We start from the raw sequence: 21,512 nt of genomic DNA on the forward strand, positions 1-21,512 counted from the left end.
TGGTTCAACATAACAATCAATGCTCTCCTTTTCGATTGGAGAGCATTTCTTTGTTATTGGGGATAAAAATTGATGTAAATGACAATAGTAGGCAGACTACATATAGACATGACTAGAATTGGAGTTGGAAATGCATGACAAATTATAAATTGGTCGCCACATCCGCCATGGGGCTTGAATCGATCGTTGCAGATGAAGTGAAGGAACTGGGCTTTCATACGCAAACCGAGAATGGAAAAATCTATTTTGAAGGCGATGAAACAGCAATTGCCAAAGCAAACATGTGGCTTCGTGTCGCGGATCGCGTCCGCATCATTGTCGGTGAATTTACTGCAACGACATTCGATGATTTATTTGAACAGACGAAATCTCTTCCTTGGGAACAATACCTGCCTGTCGATGCAAAATTCCCTGTCGCCGGGAAATCGGTTAAATCGACATTGTACAGTACACCTGACTGCCAGGCGATCGTAAAAAAGGCGATTGTAGAACGACTAAAGACCGCATATAATCGGGTCGGTTTTCTAGACGAGACAGGCCCTTTATTCAAACTTGAAGTCTCCATCTTGAAAGATAAAGTTACATTGACAATCGACTCAAGCGGGGCAGGCTTGCATAAACGCGGATACCGTGTCGGGCAAGGCGACGCTCCGCTTAAAGAGACAATGGCGGCGGCACTCGTTAAATTGACGCGGTGGAATCCCGACAGACCGTTCGTAGACCCGTTTTGCGGATCGGGAACAATTGCAATCGAAGCGGCAATGATCGGGCAGAAAATCGCTCCGGGCTATAACCGTGACTTCAGCAGTGAGGAATGGCCTTGGATGGATCAGGCAATTTGGGACCGGGTGAGAGAAGAAGCGGAAGACGTTGCAAAGTATGACCAGCCGCTTGATATTACAGGTTTTGACGTGGATCCCCGAATGATCAAAGTAGCTCAGCAAAATGCAGTTGAAGCGGGATTCATGGACATGATCCGCTTTGAGCAGCGTGACGTCAAGGATTTGACTGTTGAAGGTTTGAATGGCGTACTTGTCGGCAACCCTCCTTATGGAGAACGATTAGGTGAAATCGAGGAAGCTGAGGAACTTGCCCAGATTCTCGGTCATATAATGGATAGATATCCTTCTTGGTCCGTATACATGTTGTCCTCGCTTGAGAACTTTGAAACGATGTACGGTAAAAAAGCTACGAAGAAACGAAAGCTGTTCAATGGATTCATCCGGACAGATTTTTACCAATACTGGGGCCAACGAAAATAAGCAATCTGAGTAGACGGAAGAGGTCATGCCTCTTCCGTTTCCATGTGTGAAAAGGAAAGGGGAGCGCAAATGAATAGAAAAATGCCATTTTCATTAACAAGAGAAAAATCATTCTATGAATCCTTGAATGACTGGATTGGCGATACATTGTATGATGATTTGACCGAAAAGGGATTCGAATGCAGAGATGAACAAATCTATATGGCATTTCAAATTGAACAAGCGCTGAAAGAGAAAAAAGTCCTTCTTGCGGAAGCTGGTGTCGGAACGGGGAAGACGATCGCCTATTTATTGCCGGCTATCGCTTATGCAAGATATACAGGCAAACCCGCTCTAATTTCCTGCGCAGATGAAACATTGATTGATCAGCTTGTAAAAGAAGAGGGGGATATCCGCAAACTAAGCCAAGCGTTGCAAATCGATATTGACGTCCGTCTTGCAAAAGCCAGGGATCAATATTTATGTCTAAAGAGATTGGATGAAGCGGTAGACGCATCGACGGAGGATTTTGCGGAGATTGTGCACAGCGGATTGCCGGATTTCGTCAACGGCAATGCTTCTTTGCAATCAATATTCCCATATGGGGAGCGATCCGAATATCCTCATTTGAACGATGACCAATGGAAAACGATGAATTTCCATCCTATCCAACAATGTGCTGCATGTGATATCCGGAACCGCTGCGGACAGACAATCCACCGGAATCATTACCGGGAAGCGGCGGATTTGATCATTTGCTCGCATGATTTCTATATGGAGCATATTTGGACACAGGAATCGAGAAAGCGTCAAGGCCAAATGCCATTATTGCCTGATGTCTCGATGATTGTTTTCGATGAAGGACATCTACTTGAATATTCCGCTCAACGCGCACTAACATACGAAGTTCAAAATCATACGTTACTCAATCTGTTGGAACGGGTCATGGTTGACGGGGTACGGGAAGAGACATTGCAATTGATGGAACGGTTAATTGATGTCCATGAACATTTCTTCCGGCTTTTGCAGTCCGCGACAAAAAAGAACGGGGATGAACGGAAAGCGATCCGAAAAACTGGGGAAATTCACTCAGCCGGCAGAGAAGCGATCTCCATTTCAACGGCGTTGTTGGAAGAGTTCGTCTTTGAAGGTGAGTTATATATCATTCCGGAATATGATTTGAAGATGGTCGAAGAATATTTGGAGCAATATATTTACTCTATGGAATTATTCGTCTCTGAAAATGATGCGGTCGACTGGTTGGAACAGAATGAAAATGGGATGACGCTCATCATCATGCCGCGGCTTGTCACAGATATATTGAAAGAAAAGCTATTTTCCTCCAATATTCCAATCATCTTTTCATCCGCGACGCTCTCCGTCGGACAGGATTTCAGGTATATATTGGATAGTCTTGGCATCGATGATTTCCTTTCATTTTCAGTGGAATCTCCTTTCGACTATGAGGAGAAGATGGAAGTTATTGCAGCTGATATGGACGCAGGAGAAAAGCCTGAATATGTGATGGATTTGTTGAAGGATGGTCAGCAAACTTTATTGCTGTTCAAATCGGAACAATCGATGAAAAAATTCCAAACCGAATTGACCGAAGAACAAAGAACCGGAATTGCTTTCGAAGGGGAACGGGAATTATCGTCTATCATCCGGGACTTCCAGCAGAAGGAAATCTCTGTACTTTGTTCGCATCATTTATGGGAAGGCCTTGATATTCCGCAAGATGCCCTTACCCGGGTCATTATTTACGACCTGCCGTTTCCTCCTCACGACCCTCTCTTTGATGCACGCAGGAAGCATGCTGAAAATCCGTTTGCAGAAGTGGATCTGCCATTCATGCTTCTTCGTTTAAGGCAAGGTGCAGGACGCCTCATCCGGACATCGGAGGATTCCGGAACAGTGCATATCCTGATGGAACATCAAGAACAGGAAATGAAAGAACTGATTGCCGGAGCTTTTCCGGTGGAGCTCCAGACATTCGTTAAGAAATAAGGAACAAGAAGGAAAGCTGTCTTATCGAGGATGTTCGATATAGACAGCTTTTCCTATACCTGAAGACTTATAAGGATTATGATTGAAATTCAAATACTCAATCTACGGCAATCGATTAAAGTAAAATGGTATAGTAGAAAGAGAATGTTAGGAAGGATCGGATATTATGTTTACTAATAAAATCTTAGTACAGACAGCTATTTACGGTCATTTATTCACCAAAAATCACGACGAGGAACGAGTACAAAAAGCAGCATCCTTGGCCCGGAAAGTAATGGATGAAGAGTTTGTCATCGGATTCGCAGGCCATTTCTCGGCGGGAAAATCTTCCATGATCAACGCCTTGACAGGTGAGGATTTTTTGCCGACCAGTCCAATCCCGACGAGCGCCAATATTGTCAAAGTGAAGAAGGCCGATGAAGAATTCGCCATCATCCATCGGACGGACGGCTCGCTCGTTAAATACAAAGGCCACCGTTTCTTTGATGCGATCAAGTCGTTCAGTAAGGACGGAGCGGAAATTTCTCTCATTGAAATAGGGCATCCCGGATCCAAGTTACCAGAAGCGATAACAGTAATGGATACGCCAGGAGTTGACTCGACAGATGACGCCCATCGGTTATCGACAGAATCGGCACTCCATCTAGCTGATCTCGTTTTCTATACCATGGACTACAATCATGTCCAGTCGGAACTGAATTTCAAGTTTACAAAAGAATTATTGCGGTATAACACCAATGTCTATCTAATTATTAACCAAATTGACAAGCATCGGGAAAGTGAATTGCCTTTCGAGGACTTCAAAAAGTCTGTTGAAGATTCATTCATACTATGGGGCGTGGAGCCGAAAGGGATCTTCTATACATCCCTGAAATCCGATAATCTTCCTTTCAATGATTTTGAAAAGGTCAAACGCATTGTGGAAGGATCGATTGGTAACTGGAAAGATCATTTCTTGGCAAACGCCGAACAATCGCTATTGAAACTGAAAGAAGAGCACCTTGAATTTCTGGAAGACGAGAAATTCGAGTGCAAAGCCGCTTACGCTGAAACCGTTTCCGATGAAGAGTGGAATGAGTACGAAGAGCTATCGGCGGAATTGGGTGGTTTGAGGAAACGTGCTTCCCTTCTGTCCGGGGATGAGTTGTACGCCACTTTTGAAAGGGAGCGGAATGAATTACTTCGGAACGCATCGATCAGCCCTTTTGAAACACGGGAGCTATTGAAGGATTATTTGGAGTCGAAATCCCCTCGATTCAAGGTAGGTTTATTATTCGGTGCTAAAAAGACAGCAGAGGAAAGAGCAAGGAGAAAGGATGCCTTAGCCTCCAACTTATCAAAGCTGATACATACGCAGATTGAAGTGCATTTGAAAGCACTTATGAAAAAGACGCTAAAAGATGCAGGGCTGATGACCGATGAGCGGTCCATTGAGATTGACGAAATGGATATGTCGGTGCCTTTCGAAGAGATTGACACTTCTTTGAATGTTTCCGATGTTGTTACCGGAGATACTGTACTGAATCTGGCGGAGCAGATGAAGACTGCCATCCAGCAGGTTTTCCGTAGACGGACAGAAGACTGGAAACAAGAAATGTCCGCAATTGCGGCATCTGCAGGCAATGAACAATTGGAATCGCTCCTTCAAATAATCCAAACGCTTGAGCGAAAACTTGCAGCCATTGCACAAGTGAACGAAATCGAACATAACCAGTCCGAATTCACCGCCAGTCTAGCAGCCCCGACTGCAACACTGCTAGCTTCAGGCGATTCCTTGCTCAAGAAGTGGGAGAAGAGGCCGGACTTTGAAACGATTGAACTCAATGAATTGGAAACAGCGGCGGCCAACGTGACGGAAACCGGATCTGTTGCGCAGAGCCAAGCAAGTACAGTTGAAGTTCATTCAAGTCCTGACGCGGAGAGTGTCATTAATCAAGCCCTTCATATCGCCCAGTCGGTAATGGATATACCCGGATTTTCGGAGACGGCAGATTATTTGCGAAATAAAGCGGATCGACTTTCCAATCAGGAGTTCACTGTCGCTTTATTCGGTGCGTTCAGTGCCGGGAAATCTTCCTTTTCCAATGCGTTGATCGGCGACCGCGTGTTGCCGGTCTCTCCTAACCCGACAACAGCCGCGATTAACCGCATCAGACCGATTGCTGTCGGGAAAGAGGATCGGACAGCGGATGTTCGTTTAAAAACGAAGAACCAAATGACCGAAGATGTAGCATTTTCCTTCGAAGCGCTCGGAATGCCTGTCTCAACATTGGAAGAAGCGTTCCAAAAAGCCGGCGACGTCTTAGGAAAAGAGCTGGAAAACGAAAGCCTGCACATCCACAAGACGTTCATCCGGGCATTTCAAACGGGCTACCCGGTATATAAAGATATACTTGGGACTGTCATGAATGTCGATGAAACCGAATTCACCCGATTCGTCGCGGAGGAGGAGAGGAGCTGCTTTGTCGACTCAATCGATTTGTATGTCGATTGTCCATTGACAAGGCAAGGAATCACACTCGTCGATACACCAGGAGCAGACTCCATCAATGCAAGGCATACTGACGTCGCGTTTGAATATATAAGGAATGCTGACGCAATTCTTTTCATCACTTATTATAATCATGCTTTTGCGCGAGCTGACCGTGAATTTCTCATCCAACTCGGTCGCGTGAAAGATGCATTTGAATTGGATAAGATGTTCTTCATCGTCAATGCAATCGATTTGGCAAACGATGAGGAGGAGGCGAAGACCGTCCTTTCGTTCGTTGAACAGGAACTGTCCGCCTTCGGAATCCGTCACCCACGGGTGCACGGCATTTCCAGCCTGCAGGCGTTGGAAGCGAAGCTTGATGGTCGTTCGGATAGTTCCATGGAGGTTTTTGAACAGCACTTCGCCCATTTCCTGAAGGATGATTTAAAAGGGCTTGCCGTTCAGGCATTGGAAGAAGAGGCTGCTAAAGCCGTCAACAGGCTTGCGATATTGATTGAACGGGCGAAAGCGAACAGATCTCGCAAGGCAGAGCGCTTAGTGGAGCTCGATCGCTTTGAACAGGAAGTTCGTGCACATTATGCACACGGGTTTGCAGAAGTATTCCGTAAAGCTTCCCGCAATGAATTGAATGAATTGGTTTATTATATTTTGCAGCGGGTATTTCTTCGTTTTGGAGACTTCTTCAGGGAAGGCTATAGTCCTTCAACATTCGCCAATCATACGGCGGAAAAGGCACTAACGATGGCGCTTTCCGAAACAGTACACATGGTTGGTTTCGATTTGACACAGGAATTGAAAGTGACCAATTTACGTATGCTGAATTTCATGAAGAAATTATTGAAAGAGCGGGAACGTTCCGAAATGCGGTACCTTGGCGATAAAGACAGTTCCATTTCCCCTTCACCGTATGAAGCGGAAGAGGCCGAAATGTTGTCGTTCGCCGCACCATTCGAAAATCCGGCCATCTATAAAGATGTAAACCGCTCATTTAAAAACCAGAAGTCATTTTTTGAAAGAGGCGAACGACTCGTTTTGAAAAACCAACTGGAAGAACGGTTAAAAGAAGATGCCTCTATCTATTTAGGCAAGGAAAAAGAACGGATCGATATTTGGGCGGAACAGTGGATCGACGCGGAGGCGGAAGGGCTGAGGCTTCATTTACTGAACCAGAGCCTTAAGCAGATCGAATCTGAACGATCTCTCTTACAAGACACAGAGCAATTGGAAGAATGGAGCGCAATCCATAAGAAAATTCAATTGAAGGGGCTGGGTTGAAATGAGTGAAGTATTCAAGTCGATCAAAGCAGTGGACGTCCACGATGTAAAATGGATAGATGCCCGTTTTTCATTGCAAGATGGCGGATCGGGGAGAAAAAAATTCAAAGAGGGGCATATTAAAGGGGCACAGTATTGGGATTTAGAGAATGACCTCTCCGATATGGATGAGAAAGCAGGAAGGCATCCCTTGCCTGACAAAGATACGTTAACGTCGTTATTCAGGAAGAGCGGTCTTGAGTTGGATGACCGTATCCTCATTTACGATGATGGCGGCAGCCCTTTTGCGGCAAGAGCTTGGTGGATTCTCCAATACGGGGGATTCAAAAATTCCTTCATTTTACTGGAAGGCTTCGAGGAATTAGCCGCTCTGGGAGTCCCTGTATCGAATACTGCTGATGCGGATGTGCCTGAACCTTCCAATGTCGTTCCTGTCTGGGATGAAACGATATTCGCAACCCGTGAATTCGTCGAAAAGACGGTCGAAGGGAAAACCGGCAATGTGCTGGTAGATGCACGTTCCGCAGAACGATATCGGGGGGAAGTCGAACCGATCGATCCGATCGCCGGCCATATTCCCGGGGCATTGAATTTCAACTGGGAGCAGTTGAAAAGAGACGGTTCATTTGACTTGAGTGATGATGTCGGTGAGCAGCTAACCCAAATCGTGAAGCGTGATGAAGAAATCGTCGTATACTGCGGAAGCGGTGTAACTGCCGCTCCGTTATTTGCGATGATGAAACAAAACGGCTATGAAAACGTCAAGTTGTATGTCGGAAGTTATAGCGACTGGATTTCAAGGGAAGTCGTTGAAGTAGAAAAGGGGTAAACGAAGGCGGTGGCACCATGAAGATGCAATATGCAATTATAGGGGATGTCCATTCCTCAAAAAAGGATTTAACGGACGTCCTCTCCCATATTAAAGAACGGGCACCTGAAGCTGTTTTGATCGGCACTGGTGATCTGTTCGAATGTATGATCAGCAAGCGCTATGTGAATGAACGCACGTTTGATAACCTTGAAGAAGTGATGCTTTTACCTGAAGGTTTTGTTGAGCTCCTCACATTTCCTTCGGTGATAGGGAATCAGGAAGAACGGATTCTGTTCATTACCAAAACGGATGATCCTATGCTCGGAATACTCTCGGCAATGCCTGAAAGAATTGAACTTGGCGAGGCGGAAGTGATCCACGGCCATCAATGGAAGTGGGGCGGTGAACCGTGGTCGTTAGTAGAAGCGGAAGTGTCGAAAAACCTTACGTTCTATGGCCATAGTCACCGTTCACGATTGCTGCGAAATGGAACTGAGGAAGAAGTCATCCTTTTCGATCATCCATATGAGGTGAAGGACGGCCAAACCCTCGTCAATGTCGGTGCAGTCGTTTCCGATAAGGAATGGGTGCTTTACGACCACGTGCAGGACACCGTTACATTTATGAAAGCGAAGTAGGGAATAGCGCAATTGCTGGACGGGGAATGATTCTCATTATGTTTCTTCCCCGTCCTTTTTCCCTTGTTTATGGATCGCTTCTCGGGCAAGTGCGTCCGCGGCGCGATTTTCGGTATCCGATATCCATTTAATGAAAAAGTAATCGAACGTTTTGGCAATGGATAGGATCTTATTCAAATAATCCTTATGTAATTCATTTTTCACAAACTCATTTTCCACAGCCGAGACGACAGCTTTTGAATCAGAGCGTGCCGAGACGATTCCCGTTGTCAGTTTTGCGGCTTCCTCCATTCCGCGAAGAAGAGCTATGAACTCTGCTGTATGATTGTTAGTCGGCTCGATCGGTTCAGACAGTTTGACAATCTTTCCTTCACCTTTGATGTATATTCCGATGCCGCTCTTGCCTGGATTTCCGGCACTGGCGCCATCAACGTACAATTCGATCATGCTTCATCTCTCCTTTTCTTTGTTGCAACCTGCTGAAAAGCATATTAAAATAAATGAACGACTTTACCGGGAGGCTGCTATGGATAAACTGACAGTCATGAATGAAATCAATGAAGTGCTTGATACGTATTGTGCAGGATGTTTTGTCAAAAGGCAACAGGCGAAAGACATCGGAAAGACAGGGGCGCATCAGTTTTGCATTCAAACGTGCACAATTGGGGAACAACTTCAATTTTTAGGGAATGAAATGAATAAATTGACAAAATAATATCCCGCCTGGATTTTCTAGGCGGGATATTGTACATATACTCATTCATTATTCATGTTATAGTCAAGACATTTGCCGCTTGAGGTCCGCGGTTACCTTCCACGATTTCGAAGGATACGGTCTGGCCTTCATCCAATGTCTTGAATCCTTCTGACATAATGCCAGTATAGTGGACAAATACGTCTTCACCGTTATCCGCTTCAATGAAACCATAGCCTTTTTCATTGCTGAACCATTTTACTTTACCTTGGTACATGCTTATTCCTCCCTCGGCATTTCAATGTCTTCCCCATTATTAACATGGATGCATTTACTATACATGAATCGACAATTAACGTCAATGACGCGACTAAATTTTCAGTCGAATTGATTTTTAAATGAATAAAAGAAAAGGGTGGTTGCTATGGAAGCCATAGTTCGAAACGTAACGGAGCAGGTAATCGATATTTATGAACAGTTCGATGCCAGTCATGATTATGATCATATTTTACGGGTTATGAAAAATGCTGAGGAGATTGCACTGACGTTCCCTGAAGCAGATCTGTCGGTTGTAAGACTTGCTGTCCTGCTGCATGACATCGATGATCCTAAATATAGAGAGAACGGTAATGTTACTCCAATGGAGCTGTTACGATCCGCTCGGGCGGCTGATGAATTGACGACGAAGGTTCTTGATACGATCAGAAGCGTTTCATTTAATGGAGGCAACGAAGAAGAAATCATTTCGATTGAAGGCGCGATTGTCAGGGATGCGGACAGGCTTGATGCAATCGGTGCAATCGGAATTGCTCGGACTTTCGCTTTCGGAGGAGCGAGAGGAAGGAAGTTATACGACGCGGATGAAATTGCAAGAACTGAAATGTCAGAGGATGAATACCGATCAAAAGATACGGCTTCTGTGACGCATTTTTATGAAAAACTGCTTTTATTGAAAGATTTGATGGTGACCGCGGAAGGGAAGCGTCTTGCGGAAGAACGTCATGAATTCATGCTTGATTTCTTAGAACAATTGAAGGCGGAAACCGGTTTTGATGGAAACGGCAAATGAGCTGCAATAATGGTCTCGTGGTTTAATTAACGATTATTTTTCAAATGAATAGGTGAATTGAAGTGTAAAACCCCTTGGAGGTCCAAGGGGTTTTTTTGATAATGAGTTTTAAGTTGTTTTATTAATTTTTCATATAAATTACGAGTCAGAAAACGCCATTATAAACTTGTTCTTCCACTATAACTGTGTCTATGGGGATTAGCACCATTTACAGTAGTAAAACCACTAAATTCATGATAATGACCGCCGTTAGGTAGGGGAATAGCTAGACCAGTAACTCCATAAATCTCATGTCGATGTCGATCATCGACTGATGTAAAAGTAAAGTATCTATGAGTGTGTGGTACACCACTTGGGGCTGGTTCAGTAGTTCCGGCATATCTGTGATTATGTCCTACATCGAAAGAAGTGACACCTCTAAATTCGTGGACATGCGCAGGTACGGGGCTTCCATCCCATTGAGTAATAAAAAGATGATGGGAATGCGTAGGGTCAGAATCATCTGAATGATACATGAATCCAGAAATCGGTATTTCCAAAAATATAACTCCTTTTCCCTTTTTCATACTATATGTATGGTGAGGTAGAAAGGGTTTTTATAAAGGTATATTGATAAGGAGGTTTATAAGAGATTTATTGCACTAATAGAGGTTTAGCAATGTTAAATATAGGCGAATGCACAGACTGTCATCCCTTACATTACATAACCTAAACTGACATCAAAAGGAGGAGATATATTGACACGATTTGATTTCGATCGCGATAGATACGATGATGATGACTATGAATACGACAGTTATGGAAGACGTCGCAGAAGACGTCGCCCACGTTTTCAATACCCATTTTTCCCGATTTACCCCTTCTATCCATTCTACCCACCATACCCACCATACTCTCGCTATCCATACTATCCATACTATCCATACTACAACCAACCATACAACCGTCCTTACGGCTATTAATAGATAAGATGCCTACTTTCTAAATACAAGGACCGACAGTGTTTTTCAGATACTCTCGGTCACTTTTCGTTTATATTTCAATATCATATGAGAATGCGACACATCTAGTATTGAGTAAAGAGTAGAGTTACAGATCATGGAACAATTTCAAAGATGATTCCTTTGTTGTAGTCAGTCACATTCATAGAGCCATAAACCCCTAAATAAAGCTTGGTTTGATTCATATTTGTTCCTAAACTAACATAATGAGCTGATTGAGACCCAAAATTATAATCAGTTTGTATAACACTAAAATCATTTAGTTTACCATCTGTTCTTACTTTGGTATAAGCTAAAACTCCTCTACCCGGTTGAGATCCCTCATCCCGGGCGATATCGGTAAACACAACGCTTCCCGTTAAATCGGGTATTCCATTCCCCATGTAGGCTTGCACTCCTGTAAGCGCAGTTCCTCCAAACTTATCGGGTCGGGGATCTTGATGAAAATAACTAGTTAAAGGCAGAAGACGCTTGAATGAGGTCTCTACTGCATCATTGTAATAAGCAATTGTTTTTTCATCCAAAGTCGGATTTGCAGAGCAGCCCCTTATTATCGAAGTAGGAAAAGCACCTTCCCACCCACGCCAGCCAAAGTTAATAAATCCTTCCTGGTCAGGTTGAGATTTTAGTAAAGAAGCTTGAATGATCTGAGTAACCGGTATTGGTTTATATTGAACGAATGAAAAAATTGACTCTACTAAATCCTGTCCGACGTTTCCCACATACTTGATATATTGATTATAAAACCTTTGATATGAAATGCCTGGTATATTTCGAACTCCTTTAGCAATTACCGTAAGTGTTTCCTGAATAGTTGCGGGAAGTTCATTAAAACGTGTAACTACGGGGGGATTTTCAATAAATGTATTCCTATCTACATCAACTTCAATTACTTTACCCGCTATTTCCATATCGTTCTGACTTAAGTTAAATGGATCATAGCCTGATCCACCATCTCCGGTTGTTAACACAAGTTTTCCTGTTTCAGGTGAAAAGTTTAAGCTGTTGACACCATTATGATTAAAAAATGGTCTTCTTAAATTAAGTAACGTCCGCCGTTTTTGAGGTTGACCATTTGGTTGTATAATCCATTCTTCAACTGTATCAATATGATCATATTGCATTTCTCTATTTATCCACCTTAGGTTTAAGGTGCTAGGGTCACACGGATTAGGATTGAAAAATTCAGGAAGAGCATTACGAGCGGGTCTTGCAGCTTCTGACTGAGGCAGGGCGCCCGGACCTTGTGTTCCAGCTACTGAATAATGAAGATAAAACAGACCATTGTAATAGAAATTAGGGTGAAACGCCAGACCCAGCAATCCCCGTTCATCATAACCACCACCAGCCGCGCCTAGTTTTAAGATTCGCGGACGAATATCTAAAAAAGTTCTTATATCTCCGTTTCCTATGTAATAGATTTCTCCTAACTGGGTTGCAATAAATAGCCTTTCAATTGTGTCGCCCGGAAGTATAGCTGTTTTTAAAACAGTTGGTAAATTCACCCTACTAACTATCGGCCGTAAACTAACCTTAACTTTTCTCAACTAACTTTACACTCCTCTGATTGTTTTCTATAGAATATGATTAGGATTGTTCTATTAGTCCAAATTAAAGGCAGCGCATCTGGCAGAGTATCGCACCATTTTTTATGCGAAAAACGAAAAACATCATCTGTAGAAAGATGATGTAGGAACGGTAAACCTTGTTGTGTAAAGGTTTTAATATGAAACTTACTTCCGAATTAATATTCGTCATTCGACGAGAATACCCGCTTTTTTCAATGCGATTTCGGCATTATCGATTTGATGCTGTTCATCTGCAATGACGGTATGGAGGTGGATGCCTCCCTCAGCCAGATTTGAAAGGTAAATCGCATTGGCTTCGTTGACTCGCTTTATAAATTCCTTCACTTCAAGCCGATTTGCCACCATGATGGAAGCACTTAAGTCACCATAGACAGGGTGCTCAACTTTTACGTCTTTCACAGTTAGCCCGTGATCGACAAGGATATTTAACTCTTCCTCTGTCTGCTCAGGAGTGTGGTGGCAGACGAGCACCTTCTCGATTTTTTCCGGTCCGGCAGACGCATGCATGTATATGTACCCTTGACTCGTCGCAAGGATCGGCTCGTTCTTCGCTTTTAATAATGTAATATCCCCGACGATGACTTGGCGGCTGACATTTGACAGTTCACCAAGCTCTTTTCCTGTCATCGGATTGTCCGCTTTCTGCAGAGTTTCCAAAATCAATTGCCGGCGTTCATCCCCGGGCATTTTCTCAGTCCCATTCAATGTCATCCCTCCATTTCAACCATTTTACCATATCCGTTGCCACAGTTTCGTGTATAATGAAAAAATACATAGCAAAAGGGGGATTTACGATGACCAATTCAGTAATCAAAGTTGAAGAGACCTTACATCCGAAAACGAAACCGGCGTTTGATCAGCTTTCCTTCGGTACTGTTTTCACCGACCATATGTTTACGATGGATTATACGGAAGAGCTAGGCTGGCATGATTCGAAAATTGTTCCATATGAGCCGATCATGCTTGACCCTGCGGCAATGGTATTCCACTACGGTCAGACAGTGTTCGAAGGATTGAAGGCGTATGTGACGGATGATGAGGAAGTGCTTCTTTTCAGACCCGAAGAGAATATGAAGAGATTGAACCGTTCGAATGAAAGGCTTTGCATTCCGGAATTCGACGAAGAGCTCGCTCTCACCGGCCTTCGGAAACTGATCCAAGTCGATAAAGACTGGATCCCGAACATTGAAGGGACGTCTCTTTATATCCGGCCATTCATCTTTGCGACGCAACCGTATTTAGGTGTCGCTCCATCGAAAACATACCGCTTCATGATTATTCTTTCCCCAGTCGGCGCCTACTATAAGGAAGGCATCAATCCCGTTAAGATTGCGGTCGAATCCGAATTCGTCCGTGCGGTAACGGGCGGGACAGGCAGTGCAAAAACGGCAGGCAACTATGCCGGCGCGATGAAAGCGCAAGAAGTGGCGGAAGCGAGGGGCTATTCGCAAGTTCTTTGGCTCGATGGGAAGGAACACCGATACATCGAGGAAGTCGGTGCGATGAACGTCTTCTTCAAATTGAACGGAGAAGTCGTTACACCCGAGCTCAATGGAAGCATTTTGGAAGGAATTACACGGAAATCCGTTATTGAATTGCTCCAGCATTGGGACGTCCCTATTGTCGAACGTAAAATTTCCATGGAGGAGCTTTACGAAGCATTTCAGTCGGGAACCTTGGAAGAAGCGTTCGGCACAGGAACTGCAGCGGTCATCTCTCCGATCGGTGAGCTTTATTGGAACGAAAAGAAAATCACCATCAATAACGGAGAGATCGGCGAATTGGCACAAAGAGTCTATGACACGATGACGGGCATCCAGACCGGAAAAGCGGAAGACCCGTTCGGATGGCGGATGACAGTGGACGTTGATACAGCAGTCACACCAAGTCATAAGTAATTAATGCAGGCATCCTGCCGGTGACGGCAGGGTGTCTTTTAAGCATTTATCGGTACGCAGGAAGGTGAATCGGCTTTGCGAATTACAGACGTGACGATCCGTAAGATGAAAATGAGAACCCTTACAGACATTTGGCGTTCTAAGGAGAATTAATGATCATTTCAAATTTACTAAAGTGCAACTTCTCTAGCGGAATGTCCGTCCAATGGATTGATGAAGTGCGCATCTTCCGGTAAAATGAACGTAGGTTTTGTAGAGAGGAAGTTTACATGTGAAAAAACTTATCAGTGCCCTTGCTGTCGGATCGCTTGTTCTTCTATTAGCTGCTTGCAGCAGTTCAGGGACTGCCCAAAAGAAAATGACAGCCGGAGATTTATTGGATAAATCCCAGGAAGCGATGGACAACTCATTGAAAGCTGTTCGTTCTCATATTGTGTTTGACGATTATGCAGTAGCTGTTTATGACGGCGATCTTGAAAAACCTGAAAGAGCCGGCATAAATTTCGATATACAAGTCGAAGCCTTCCTTGATCCGGCTAAGGTGCATTTACATTCAAAAGCCCTGCCGCGTGGCGCGAAAGCATGGAATATGGATCTGTACCAAGTGGGAGATCGACTGGTTGTAACTGACGACCGCAAAGGCGAATGGGAAGAACTGCCGTCCGGTTCGGTCGAAGAACTGTTTGGCACACTAGTATCCGAAACGTATCCGATCCTTGACTTGTCCAAGTTCAAAGAGTTCGAGGACGAATTTGTTCTGGAGCCGATCGAGTACGACTATGCACTGAAATTGACGTTGGACCGCGATGGATTCAAACGGTTCAAGAAACTTTTCCCGGACGTCGGACCAAGTGAAGACGGTTTCACAATTATCGATAAAATGGAATTGGTCATCACATTCAACAAAAAAACTACTTATGTGACAAGCTTTAAAGTGTCCTCGGATATGAGGACTTTCAGTGACGGGAACTCCTATCGGTCCCGCCAGAAGCTGAATGCTACTTACAGCTATTTCAATGACATCGAAGATTTTAAGTTGCCAAAGGAAGTCAGTGATTTGGTAGCCGAATAAAACGGGGATGCATCCATTTGATGCACACCCCGGAAGTTAGTTTGACTCTAACTTCCGGGGTGTTTTATTATGGCCAAATATAGATGTGCTTTAAGACTATTATTCACATAAATCAAAAATACAAATCCCCTGTTTTTCATTTGCCCGTCCATAAAACTTTGGAACTTTTACCTCTACACATATAAAAGCCCACAACCATCTAAAGTAACGAGAAGAATCTTTTTTAGAACGCAGGACTTATGTGCTATTCCGCAGCACATTCACTTTCCATTTTTGCCAATTGGCAATAAGGACCATTGAATATGAACGTCTGTTCTGGGTATACTGAATAGAACTAGTGTTCTTTTTGGAGGGATGCGCGATGTACGAAGATTTGCCGGACCGGAAAATTGTATGCCTGGATATGCGAAGCTTCTATGCCAGTTGTGCGGCTGCAATCGAAGGACTCGATGTCATGGATACGCCGATCGCCATCATTGGCAATAAAGAACGGAAGGGTGGAATTGTTCTGGCTGCTTCGCCTGCATTGAAGAAGGAGTTCGGCGTGCAGACCGGAATGCGGCTCTATGAAATCCCCGATGACCCATCCATACGGCTGATCGAGCCCAAAATGCAGTTTTACATCGATGTTTCAATGGAAATCGCCAAAAATTTGAACCGATATGTGCCGAAAGAGGCGATCCATGTCTATTCCGTCGACGAAAGCTTCATTGACTTAGGAGGGACGGAGCGGCTATGGGGCGACCCTGAAGAAACCGTCAAAAGAATCCAAGATGAACTTGTCAGCCAATACCAGCTCCGATCCGCCTGCGGAATGGGACCGAATATGCTTATGTCGAAGCTAGCACTTGATTTGGATGCAAAAAAAACTGGCTTTGCCCGCTGGACGTATGAAGATGTACCGAAGAGACTATGGCCGGTCGCACCGCTCAGCCGGATGTGGGGAATCGGCAGCCAGCTTGAAAGGACGCTGAACAATATGGGGATCTTCTCGGTAGGCGACTTAGCCCGTACGCCCCTTGAACGGCTTGAAACGAAATTCGGTGTCATGGGCAATCAATTGTATCACCATGCGCATGGCATCGACTTGTCCGATCTCGGAGCACCGCTTGTCGAAGGGCAGATCAGCTACGGAAAGGGACAAATTTTGTTCCGCGATTACACGAAGCGGGAAGATATCCTCGCCGTCATCCTGGAAATGTGTGAAGATGTCGCGTTACGCGCAAGAGTAGCGGGTAAGGCGGGGCGCACAGTCCACTTGTCAATTGGCTATTCGAAGAATTCACTCGGAGGGGGATTCGGCCGTTCCCGTTCGATGCATGAAGCGACGAACGATACGATGGCGATCTACCGTCTTTGCACGAAGCTGCTCGATGAGTTCCATGACGGCCGTCCCGTGCGCCGCATCGCCATCAGTCTGGCAAATCTCGAAAACGAATACGCCATGCAGCTCAGCCTTTTCGACCAACACAAATGGCGCAACCGTCAGCTTGCAGAAGCGATGGATTTACTGCGCAAAAAATACGGCTCCACAGCTGTCCTCCGCGCGGTCTCCTACACAGACGCAGGAACCGCCGTCCACCGTTCCAAACTTATCGGCGGGCATTATAAGTAAATCAAAGGAGATGATCGAATGATCCGTGACCGAGGACGTATCAAATGGACGGCGATGATGCTGCCCGAACATATCGAACAGCTGCGGGAATGGCAAAAAGAAGATGAACATCAATTGAGGCAACAGCCCGACGAACAGCAACTCGAACAATGGAACTACCAGATCCACGAAGCGGCAGAAAGAAATTTGCAGCTATCCATCCGTTATTGGGACAATGAAAAAGTAGTTGAGAGCAGAGGCTATATCCAAAAAATCAACATGCTGGACGGAACACTGCACCTCATTTCCGACAACAGTGAAACACACCGAATCTCCTTTATCCACCTCGAAAGTATTTCAGAAACCGAATAATTTAAGTTTCGCACCTTTTCTATTGTTCAGACTTTTGATAGACTATTCAAAGATAGAGAAAAAGGGGGATTACTTTGAAAGTCTTACTGCAACTTGGCTGGTTTTTCAAACAACGGAAGAAACAATATGGACTTGGCGTCGCAGCGCTTGTGTTCGTCTCCTTATTGCAATTGCTTCCTCCGAAAATCATCGGCTTGATCGTCGATGACATTACGGAAGCCACATTGACAGCTTCCGAGCTGACGAAGTGGCTTATCATTTTGGCCATAGCCGGAATTCTCATGTACGTGTCCCGCTATTATTGGCGCGTCATGATCTTCGGCTCCGCAGTTCTATTGTCGCGGACGATGCGGGAGAAATTATTCAATCATTTTACGAGGATGTCGCCTTCCTTTTATCAAAAGAGAAGGGTCGGGGACTTGATGGCCCATGCGACAAATGACATCAACGCCGTTCAGCAGACGGCAGGAATGGGAATTTTGACGCTCGTCGACTCCATTTCCACTGGCGGTTTCGTCATTTTGACGATGGCGTTGACCATCAACTGGAAATTGACAGTCATTGCACTTATTCCATTTCCATTCATGATTTTCCTGACAAGCTATTATGGGAGATTGCTGCGCAAACGTTTCCGATTTGCGCAAGAGGCGTTCTCTAATCTGAACGATAAGACGCAGGAAAGCATTTCTGGCATAAAAGTAATCAAAACATTCGGTCAACAAAAGGAAGACATCGAAGATTTTACAGATCTATCGACGGATGTCGTCGCTAAAAATATGCGGGTGGCAAAAGTGGATGCGCTTTTCGATCCGACAATCACCGGCATCTTTGCGGTATCCTATATTCTATCTTTCTACTTCGGAACAAAATTCATCGTTGCAGGGGATATGTCCATCGGTGACATGGTGGCATTCAGTACATACCTCGGACTGCTTGTATGGCCAATGCTCGCTTTCGGATTCCTGTTCAATATCGTGGAACGTGGGAATGCATCGTACAGCCGTATTACGGAACTATTGTCCATCGCTCCGGATATTAAAGATGTCACAGGAGCAATCGATCGCCGTCCGGAGGGGGATCTCCACTTCGACATCAATGAATTTAAATTCCCGGATGATGAAACGCCTGCGCTCCACAATGTCCACTTCACTTTGAAACGAGGAGAGACACTCGGCATTGTCGGGAAAACCGGCTCCGGAAAAACGGCAATCCTGAAATTATTGCTGAGAGAATTTGAAGGTTATAAAGGAAGCATCGTTTATGGCGGGCATCCGATCAATCAATACAAACAGCAGCGTTTGCGGGAGTCTATCGGATACGTGCCGCAGGATCATTTCCTGTTCTCGACGACGATTGCGGAGAATATTGCGTTCACGAATCCGAAAATCGATCGGGAGAAGATTTATGAGGCGGCGAGGCTCGCCCATATCCACGATGATATTGAAGGATTCGCAGAAGGCTATGAAACGATCGTTGGAGAACGCGGGGTTTCTTTGTCCGGAGGCCAGAAGCAACGGGTATCCATTGCGCGCGCACTGATCATGCAACCCGAATTGCTCATTTTGGACGACTCGTTATCGGCAGTCGATGCCAAAACCGAAGAAGCAATCCTTGAGTCGCTGAAGCGGACACGCACAGGCGAGACGACAGTCATTACGTCCCACCGATTAAGCGCCATCCAGCATGCTCATAAAATTATCGTCATGCATGAGGGAACGATTGTCGAAGCAGGTACGCATGAAGAATTGATTGCCATGGATGGAAGATATAAAGAAATGTATGACCTGCAGCAATTGGAAGTGCTTGTCGAGCAAGGAGGGGAAGAATAATGCAGATGGAAAAACAGCCTAAATTGACGGCAAAGGACCAATGGATCGTCTTCAAGCGGTTGATGCGCTATGCAATTCCACATAAGGTAAGCATCTCGGTCGCATTGTTCTTCCTTATCTTAACGATAACAGGAAGCATTGTCGGCCCGCTCATCATCCAATCATTTATCGATGATTATTTGACACCGCTCAACTTTCCGAAGAATGAAGTGATGACGCTCGCACTCGTTTATATCGGGCTGCAGATCTTCATTGTCGTTGTATCGTATTTTCAACTGCTCCGCTTTCAGGACATTGCGTTGAAGATCATTCAACAAATGAGGATCGATGTATTCTCGAAAGTCCAAGGGCTAGGTATGCGTTATTTTGACAGGACACCGGCAGGAAGCATCGTGTCACGTGTGACGAACGACACAGAATCCATCAAAGAAATGTTCGTCAGCGTCGTCGTCACGTTCTTGCAAGCGATCTTCGTCATTATCGGTGTTTACATTGCTCTCTTTTCACTTGACGTGAAACTATCGTTTGCTTCCATGATTCTCTTGCCATTGTTCTTTGCGATCATCTTCGTCTACCGTCGATACAGCGCTGATTTCTATCAGGACATCAGGGAGAGATTGAGTCAATTGAATGCCAAAATTGCCGAATCGTTATCCGGGATGGGCATGATCCAGGCATTCCGGCAGGAGGAACGATTGTCTAAGGAGTTTGATGATATTAACGAAGGGCATTATCGTGCAGGCATGCGGAACATCAAATTCGATAGTGTGCTATTAGGGCCGTTCATCGACTTGCTCTATGCCTTCGCAATTGTTGCCGTCCTTGGCTATTTTGGATTCATGTCATTGGACAGTGCAGTCGAAGTGGGGATCATCTATGCATTCACGACACTGATCGGCCGTCTCTTCCAACCGGTCCAGCAAGTGATGCAGCGGTTGTCCATTTTCCAACAAGCGCTCGTTTCGGCGTCACGCGTATTCAAGTTGATGGACGACCCGGATATGGAGCCTGCGCAACAGGAAACAGAGCATAAGGAAATCCAAGAAGGGACAATCGAATTCCGAAATGTGACGTTTTCCTATGATGGCAAAAACGATGTGCTGAAAAACATCTCGTTCACAGCGAATGCCGGTGAAACGGTGGCATTGGTCGGTCATACGGGAAGCGGAAAGAGTTCAATCATCAACTTGCTTATGAGGTTCTATGAATATGGGCAGGGGGAAATCCTCATTGACGGCGTCTCCTTAAAAGACTTGCCGAAGTCGGAACTGCGGAAGAAAATCGGATTAGTTCTACAAGATCCATTCTTGTTTTATGGCGATATCGAAAGCAATATCCGTCTTCATAATGAGGGGATGTCATCAGAGGAAGTCCGTGCAGCTGCTGAATTTGTCCAAGCGAATGAATTCATTGAGAAGCTGCCTGATAAATATTCACAGAAAGTGACAGAGCGGGGATCCACTTTCTCGAGCGGACAGCGTCAACTTGTGGCATTCGCACGGACGATTGCAACGAACCCGAAAATACTCGTGTTAGATGAAGCGACCGCGAATATCGACACGGAAACGGAAGTTGCCATCCAGGCAAGCTTGGAAAAAATGAGGAGAGGACGTACGACAATTGCCATTGCCCATCGATTGAGCACAATCCAGGATGCAGAACTGATCCTCGTCCTCCACCAAGGCGAAATTGTCGAACGTGGCAACCACCAGCAGCTGTTAGCACAAAAAGGGCTCTACTTTATGATGTATCAATTACAAAACGGTCTCATGGAAGACGCGATGTAACAAACCGGTTCGCCAACGCATCTCTTGTGAAGGCGAACCGTTATTTTATTTACACACGCTACGCTTTTCTTTGTTCAAAAAGAGTTCACAGTTAAAATAGGCGAATTTCGGCATGGGATTTGATACGATGGGAGAAGAATA

19 protein-coding genes are annotated in these 21,512 nt (G+C 44.9%); 13 read left to right on the forward strand and 6 right to left on the reverse strand.

Features of this window, described 5'->3' with window-relative positions; all coding sequences use genetic code 11:
* Positions 1-134 precede the first annotated feature (134 nt).
* From M3193_RS02770 to M3193_RS02790, 5 genes are all read left to right on the forward strand, one after another.
* Complete coding sequence (locus M3193_RS02770) at positions 135-1,262, forward strand: THUMP domain-containing class I SAM-dependent RNA methyltransferase (RefSeq protein ID WP_251624261.1); 1,128 nt, start codon at positions 135-137, stop codon at positions 1,260-1,262.
* Between the two features lie 69 nt (positions 1,263-1,331).
* Positions 1,332-3,248 carry an ATP-dependent DNA helicase gene (locus M3193_RS02775; RefSeq protein ID WP_251624262.1) on the forward strand — a complete coding sequence of 639 codons (1,917 nt, stop codon included), beginning with the start codon at positions 1,332-1,334 and terminating at the stop codon, positions 3,246-3,248.
* Positions 3,249-3,414: 166 nt separating this feature from the next.
* Positions 3,415-7,017: a dynamin family protein gene (locus M3193_RS02780; protein ID WP_251624263.1), complete on the forward strand. Its 3,603-nt coding sequence runs from the start codon at positions 3,415-3,417 to the stop codon at positions 7,015-7,017.
* 1 nt (position 7,018) lies between these two features.
* On the forward strand, positions 7,019-7,846 hold the full coding sequence (locus M3193_RS02785; RefSeq protein ID WP_251624264.1) for a sulfurtransferase: 828 nt from the start codon (positions 7,019-7,021) through the stop codon (positions 7,844-7,846).
* Positions 7,847-7,863: 17 nt separating this feature from the next.
* Positions 7,864-8,466 (forward strand): metallophosphoesterase family protein, encoded by a 603-nt coding sequence (locus M3193_RS02790; protein WP_251624265.1) that lies wholly within the window; start codon positions 7,864-7,866, stop codon positions 8,464-8,466.
* A gap of 36 nt (positions 8,467-8,502) precedes the next feature.
* Here M3193_RS02790 and M3193_RS02795 read toward each other — a convergent pair whose 3' ends face one another.
* Positions 8,503-8,913, reverse strand: coding sequence for a ribonuclease HI family protein (locus M3193_RS02795; protein ID WP_251624266.1), 411 nt, complete (start codon positions 8,911-8,913; stop codon positions 8,503-8,505).
* 79 nt (positions 8,914-8,992) lie between these two features.
* Here M3193_RS02795 and M3193_RS02800 point away from each other — a divergent pair, with 79 nt between their 5' ends.
* Positions 8,993-9,181 (forward strand): zinc-finger domain-containing protein, encoded by a 189-nt coding sequence (locus M3193_RS02800; protein WP_251624267.1) that lies wholly within the window; start codon positions 8,993-8,995, stop codon positions 9,179-9,181.
* Positions 9,182-9,233: 52 nt separating this feature from the next.
* Here M3193_RS02800 and M3193_RS02805 read toward each other — a convergent pair whose 3' ends face one another.
* Positions 9,234-9,437 (reverse strand): cold-shock protein, encoded by a 204-nt coding sequence (locus M3193_RS02805; protein ID WP_251624268.1) that lies wholly within the window; start codon positions 9,435-9,437, stop codon positions 9,234-9,236.
* A 147-nt stretch (positions 9,438-9,584) separates the two neighbouring features.
* On the opposite strand from M3193_RS02805, the gene M3193_RS02810 reads away from it, so the two are divergent.
* Positions 9,585-10,229: an HD domain-containing protein gene (locus M3193_RS02810; RefSeq protein WP_251624269.1), complete on the forward strand. Its 645-nt coding sequence runs from the start codon at positions 9,585-9,587 to the stop codon at positions 10,227-10,229.
* Between the two features lie 158 nt (positions 10,230-10,387).
* Here M3193_RS02810 and M3193_RS02815 read toward each other — a convergent pair whose 3' ends face one another.
* The 4 genes from M3193_RS02815 to M3193_RS02830 form a co-directional block, all read right to left on the reverse strand.
* The gene (locus M3193_RS02815) at positions 10,388-10,768 is read right to left on the reverse strand and encodes a YmaF family protein (RefSeq protein WP_251624270.1); all 381 of its coding nucleotides are present in this window, start codon (positions 10,766-10,768) and stop codon (positions 10,388-10,390) included.
* Between the two features lie 180 nt (positions 10,769-10,948).
* Positions 10,949-11,164 carry a hypothetical protein gene (locus M3193_RS02820; RefSeq protein WP_251624271.1) on the reverse strand — a complete coding sequence of 72 codons (216 nt, stop codon included), beginning with the start codon at positions 11,162-11,164 and terminating at the stop codon, positions 10,949-10,951.
* A 161-nt stretch (positions 11,165-11,325) separates the two neighbouring features.
* The gene (locus M3193_RS02825; RefSeq protein ID WP_251624272.1) at positions 11,326-12,777 is read right to left on the reverse strand and encodes a PQQ-dependent sugar dehydrogenase; all 1,452 of its coding nucleotides are present in this window, start codon (positions 12,775-12,777) and stop codon (positions 11,326-11,328) included.
* 207 nt (positions 12,778-12,984) lie between these two features.
* The gene (locus M3193_RS02830; RefSeq protein ID WP_251624273.1) at positions 12,985-13,524 is read right to left on the reverse strand and encodes a transcription repressor NadR; all 540 of its coding nucleotides are present in this window, start codon (positions 13,522-13,524) and stop codon (positions 12,985-12,987) included.
* A gap of 89 nt (positions 13,525-13,613) precedes the next feature.
* Between M3193_RS02830 and M3193_RS02835 the strand changes: the two genes are divergently transcribed.
* The 6 genes from M3193_RS02835 to M3193_RS02860 all read left to right on the forward strand — a co-directional run bounded on the left by M3193_RS02835 (position 13,614) and on the right by M3193_RS02860 (position 21,371).
* Entirely contained in the window at positions 13,614-14,717 is a 1,104-nt protein-coding gene (locus M3193_RS02835) for a branched-chain amino acid aminotransferase (RefSeq protein ID WP_251624274.1), read from the forward strand.
* A gap of 271 nt (positions 14,718-14,988) precedes the next feature.
* On the forward strand, positions 14,989-15,789 hold the full coding sequence (locus M3193_RS02840; RefSeq protein ID WP_251624275.1) for a DUF6612 family protein: 801 nt from the start codon (positions 14,989-14,991) through the stop codon (positions 15,787-15,789).
* 361 nt (positions 15,790-16,150) lie between these two features.
* The gene (locus M3193_RS02845) at positions 16,151-17,404 is read left to right on the forward strand and encodes a DinB/UmuC family translesion DNA polymerase (protein WP_251624276.1); all 1,254 of its coding nucleotides are present in this window, start codon (positions 16,151-16,153) and stop codon (positions 17,402-17,404) included.
* An 18-nt stretch (positions 17,405-17,422) separates the two neighbouring features.
* Positions 17,423-17,755: a YolD-like family protein gene (locus M3193_RS02850; protein ID WP_251624277.1), complete on the forward strand. Its 333-nt coding sequence runs from the start codon at positions 17,423-17,425 to the stop codon at positions 17,753-17,755.
* A 74-nt stretch (positions 17,756-17,829) separates the two neighbouring features.
* Entirely contained in the window at positions 17,830-19,584 is a 1,755-nt protein-coding gene (locus M3193_RS02855; RefSeq protein ID WP_251624278.1) for an ABC transporter ATP-binding protein, read from the forward strand.
* Between the two features lie 5 nt (positions 19,585-19,589).
* On the forward strand, positions 19,590-21,371 hold the full coding sequence (locus M3193_RS02860; RefSeq protein WP_251627192.1) for an ABC transporter ATP-binding protein: 1,782 nt from the start codon (positions 19,590-19,592) through the stop codon (positions 21,369-21,371).
* The last annotated feature ends 141 nt before the right edge of the window (positions 21,372-21,512 follow it).

Origin of the sequence: Sporosarcina luteola (assembly GCF_023715585.1) — a bacterium.
GTDB lineage: Bacteria > Bacillota > Bacilli > Bacillales_A > Planococcaceae > Sporosarcina > Sporosarcina luteola_D.